General features: G+C 62.9%; 4 protein-coding genes. 1 reads left to right on the forward strand and 3 read right to left on the reverse strand.

The window, feature by feature from the left end:
• Positions 1 to 1,973, reverse strand: a 1,973-nt coding sequence (locus ACLP9N_RS21525; protein ID WP_442409310.1) for a cation-translocating P-type ATPase, incomplete at its 3' end; no start/stop codon positions are given.
• Positions 1,974 to 2,109: 136 nt separating this feature from the next.
• Between ACLP9N_RS21525 and phoU the strand changes: the two genes are divergently transcribed.
• Positions 2,110 to 2,775 (forward strand): phosphate signaling complex protein PhoU, encoded by a 666-nt coding sequence (gene phoU, locus ACLP9N_RS21530; RefSeq protein ID WP_442409311.1) that lies wholly within the window; start codon positions 2,110 to 2,112, stop codon positions 2,773 to 2,775.
• 139 nt (positions 2,776 to 2,914) lie between these two features.
• Here phoU and ACLP9N_RS21535 read toward each other — a convergent pair whose 3' ends face one another.
• Positions 2,915 to 4,234 (reverse strand): ABC transporter ATP-binding protein, encoded by a 1,320-nt coding sequence (locus ACLP9N_RS21535; protein ID WP_442409312.1) that lies wholly within the window; start codon positions 4,232 to 4,234, stop codon positions 2,915 to 2,917.
• A gap of 26 nt (positions 4,235 to 4,260) precedes the next feature.
• Positions 4,261 to 4,720, reverse strand: a 460-nt coding sequence (locus ACLP9N_RS21540; protein WP_442409313.1) for an ABC transporter permease subunit, incomplete at its 5' end; no start/stop codon positions are given.

Genomic DNA, 4,720 nt, shown 5'->3' on the forward strand with positions numbered 1-4,720 from the left:
TTGCTCGATGTGCCCATGAACACGTACTTGATGGTGTTGGCGAAAATCCGCCTGCCCGTGGCCACTCCGGTGGCCAGCACGCTCAGGTCCTTTTCCAGCAGCACCACATCGGCTGCGTCCTTGGCTAAATCGGTGGCGGTGTCGACGGAGATACCGACGTCGGCGGCGTGCAGGGCCAGCGCGTCGTTGACCCCGTCGCCAAGGAATCCCACGGATCGTCCGGTGCGCCGCGCCGCGGTGACAAGCCGCGCTTTCTGCTCGGGCGAAATGCGGGCAAAGATGCTGTGGTTCTGTGCGGCGTGCGCGAATTCCTCGTCGCCGAAATGCTCCATCTGCGCGCCGGTGATCGTTCCCTTGGAGACCAAACCCAATTCCGCGCATACCTTTTCGGCGACCCGCGGGTTGTCGCCGGTGGCGATTTTCACCTCGATGCCCAGCTCTGCGAGTTCGGCAAGGGATTGTCGGGCGGCGGCCTTGGGTTCGTCGGCCAAGACGCAGAATCCAACCAGCATCAGCTCGGATTCGTCGTCGTCGGTGATGGTGGCCAGCTGTGGCGCCGGCTTGACGGCCACGGCAACCACCCGGCGCCCGGCTGCGAACAACGCGGCCAGGGTCTGCTGAGTGTGTTCTGGTGTGCTCGGGCAGCGACTCAGCACCTGCTCGGGCGCACCCTTGACCACGAGGAGCCGTTTCCCGTGGTCATCGACCAATGCCGAGGTTGCGCGCCGGGTGTGGTCGAAAGGCAAGAGGGCCAACCGCGCGACGCCATCGCCGGCGAGCTCGTGTGCACTTGGGTGCTCCCAGAGTGCGTTGTCCAGCGCGTTGGTCACGGCTGTGCCTGTCGCCAGATCGACGTCAGAGGCCAGCAGTGCCAACCGCAGCACCGAGTCGCTGTGCACTCCGGCCGGGTTGATGGTGTCGAGCAAGCTGATGCGGCCCTCGGTCAGCGTTCCGGTTTTGTCGGTGATCAGAATGTCGATGTCGCCGAAGTCTTCGATGCATACCAGGCGTTTGACCAGCACCTTGGCCTTGGCCAGCTGTCGGGAACCGGTCGCCAGGCTCGTGCTGACCACCGCGGGAAGCAGCTGTGGTGTGATGCTGACCGCGATAGCCAGCGCAAACAGCGCCGAATTGATCAGCGGCCGGTGCAACATCAAGTTGGTGACCAAAATCATCACGGTCAGTGCGATCGCGACTCGCAGCAGCAGATAGGAAAACCGGCGCAGACCGGCCTGAAACTCTGTTTCGGGTTGGCTCCCACTCAAACCGGCCGCAATCCGGCCGAACTCAGCATCATTGCCGGTGGCATAGACGACAGCCAGGCCCTCGCCTGCGCTCACGATCGTGCCCATGAACGCCAGATCGGTCATATCGATCAACGCGGCATCTGCCCCGACCGGTGTTGGTGATTTCTCTGAGCCGGTGGATTCCCCGGACAGGATGCTTTCATCGCACTCCAATGCCGCGGTCTGGATCAATCGCACATCCGCGGGCACGGCCTGCCCGAGCGAGAGTCGGATCACATCACCGCGCACCAGATTGCGGACGTCGACATCGACGAACCTCCCGTCGCGTCGCACAGTCGCGGTGTGGCGGATGCGGGAATGCATAGCGGCCGCGGCCTGCTCAGCGCGGTACTCGTTGAAAAACCCCAGTCCGATGCTGGCGGCCAGGATCACCCCGATGATCAACGCCTGGTTATGGTCGCCGAGAAAATACGACAACACGGCGGTGGCGGCCAGTAGGATCAGCACAGCGTTGTTCAGCTGGCGGACAAGCACCGCCCACGCGCTGACACGATGGGTGCGGATTACGTTGAGGCCGTACCGGGCCAAGCGTTCGCAGACTTGGGCACTGGACAGTCCATCGGCCGAGCTATCCAGCCGGCGCAAAACCTGTTCCACCGACCCGCCGGCCGCTGTCTGCGCGGTCACCGGTTCGCGGATCGCCGGGACGCGTGGCTTGGACGTCATGCAGACCTTTAAGCGTTCGGTTGAGCTGATGACTCCACCGCTGCAGACTAACCGGTGGCGGTATCAAGCGGAGGAGCCGTTCAGACCTCCCCTCTGGGGCTTTCGTCACTTGCCAAAAGTCTGAGAGGCTTAACGCATGCGACCCGCCTATCACAAGCAGCTAACCGATCTGACCACGCAACTCGGAGAGATGTGCGGCATGGCCGGGGTGGCAATGAAGCGCGCAACACAGGCTCTGTTAGAGGCTGACATCGTTGCTGCTGAAGAGGTGATCCGCGACCATGAGCGAATCGTGGCGATGCGAGCCCAAGTCGAAAAAGAGACGTTCGCGCTCCTGGCGTTACAGCAACCGGTCGCCGGCGAGCTGCGGGAAATCTTCAGCGCTATACAGATCATCGCCGACACCGAACGAATGGGCGCGTTGGCTGTACATGTAGCCAAGATCGCCCGGGGTGAGTATCCGAAACACGTACTTCCCGACGAAGTTCGCGAGTGCTTCGCCGACATGGGCGAGGTGGCAATCGCGTTGGCCGACAGCGCAAAACAGGTGCTGATAACCCGCGACCCGCACAAAGCCGCTGAACTTCACCAACAAGACGACGCCATGGATGATCTACATAGGCACTTGTTCAGTGTGCTGATAGATCGAGAATGGAAGCACAGCATCTCCGTCGGTGTGGAAACGGCGTTGCTGGGCCGTTTTTACGAACGCTTCGCCGATCACGCCGTGGAAGTCGGCCGCCGCGTCATCTTCATGGTCACCGGCGACCTACCGGCCGAGGATGAGATATCCACCTACTGATCCCGACCGATGTGTGACCAGCAAGTTGAACGTAGTAAAACAACTGGTTTCCGGGTGCGAACGGATGGGAGCACATGACATTGTTGATAACCGTGCGTCGAACTTAGGAGAGCCCCGCGCGCGAAGTACCCCGATGCGATCAGTCACCACCGTGCCCTAACGATCCCCGGACACTGGGGTCCGCCGTGATTTGGTCGGTGTGGGTGTTGTAGTCGAAGAGCTCTGCGTAGCGGCCCCATTTGATGGCGATGTCGAGTTGTCGTTGGGCGTCCTGCGGGTTGAATCCCTGTTGGAGGATGTCGAGGAAGAATCCCGCGCGCAGGTTGCCGTCGGGGCAGTCGTGCAGAGCGTGGCAGATGGTACGCACCAGGGGTGCGCGGGTGCGTGCTTGTTGGGCGAAGATCTGCTTGCTGATTTGGATGTCGGCGGTGGTGAAATCCTTGCCGATGGGCGTGAGTTCGAGGTCGGCGCCGCTGACGCGCAGGAAATCGAGCAGCGCTGCGGCGTCCACCAGCGGCAGTAGGTCTTCCGCGGCGATGCCCAGGTCGGTGGCGACATCGGGGATGTCGACGCGCCCACCTTTGCCGTACACGATTTCGACCAGCCCGGCCAGCCCGCCGACGGTGGCTCTGGGTAGGGGGTGGCTGGTGGGCGTGGCGGAGCTGGGATCGACGAGCGTGGTGGCGGGTCCGGTGCCGGTCATCAGCAGTTCATAGAGTTTGTCGACGAGTGCTTCAAACGATGGCGAGCGGCGGTCGCGGGGACGCTCGAGCTGGATGGGGAATTCGGCCAGGATGTGGCCGGGGTTGCTGCTCAGCACGTTGACGCGGTCGGCCAGCACGATCGCCTCTTCGATGTTGTGGGTGACCAGACAGATGGCCTTGGTAGGGAATTCTTGGCCCGTCCACAGGCTCATCAGCTCGCTGCGCAGGTTTTCGGCGGTGAGGACGTCGAGTGCGGAGAAGGGTTCGTCCATCAGTAGCAGATCGGGTTGCAGCACCAGCGCCCGGGCGAACCCGACGCGTTGACGCATCCCGCCGGACAGTTCTTTGGGGTAGGCGGATTCGAAACCGTCGAGGCCGATCAAATCAATGGCTTCAAGGGCGCGCTGACGCTGCTCGGCGGGCGGGATTTTGCGTGCTGCCAGCCCGAGTTCCACATTCTTTTGCACGGTCAGCCAGGGCATCAGGGCGAAGTTTTGGAACACCATCGCGGTACCAGGGTTGGCGGCGTCGAGTTCGGCGCCGTGGTTGCTCGCCACACCGCTGGTGGGGGCGATCAGTCCGGCGATGATGCGCAGCAGCGTCGACTTGCCGCACCCGGAGCGACCGAGCACGGCGACGACTTCGCCCGTACGGATGTCGAGGTTGATGTCGTCGAGGACCACCAACGTGCCACCGTCGGGCTTGCTGAAGCTCTTGCTGACGTGGTCGAGGTGGATGATCACGTCTTCAGTCATGGGAACCTCCGTCAAGCCTTTGCGGATCAGGATAGGGAGAAGCGCCGCTCGGACAGGCGGTAGAGGCGCTGCCACAGCACAATGTTCGTCGTCACGACATAGAAGCTCATCGCCATCACGCCGATCAGCAGGCGCGGGGCGTCGCCCACCGCGGTGGCGTGCGTGATGTAGGCACCCAGCCCGACAGCCGACAACGTGGTGCTGTGGTATTGGACGACTTCAGCGACGATGGAGGCGTTCCACGCGCCCCCGGCCGCGGTAATGCCGCCGGTGACGTAGCTACCGAAGATTGCGGGCAGTATCAGGGTGCGCCACCTCAGCACCGTGGGCAGCCTCAGGCTGGCGGCGGCGTCACGAAGCTCGGTGGGGATCGCACTGGCCCCGGCGATGACGTTGAACAGGATGTACCACTGCGTGCCGAGCGCCATCAGCAAAATGCCGCCCCAGTTGATGCTGATCCCGGTGGCAAGCAGCACGGCGGTGAAC

Origin of the sequence: Mycobacterium sp., from assembly GCF_052144515.1 — a bacterium.
GTDB lineage: Bacteria > Actinomycetota > Actinomycetes > Mycobacteriales > Mycobacteriaceae > Mycobacterium.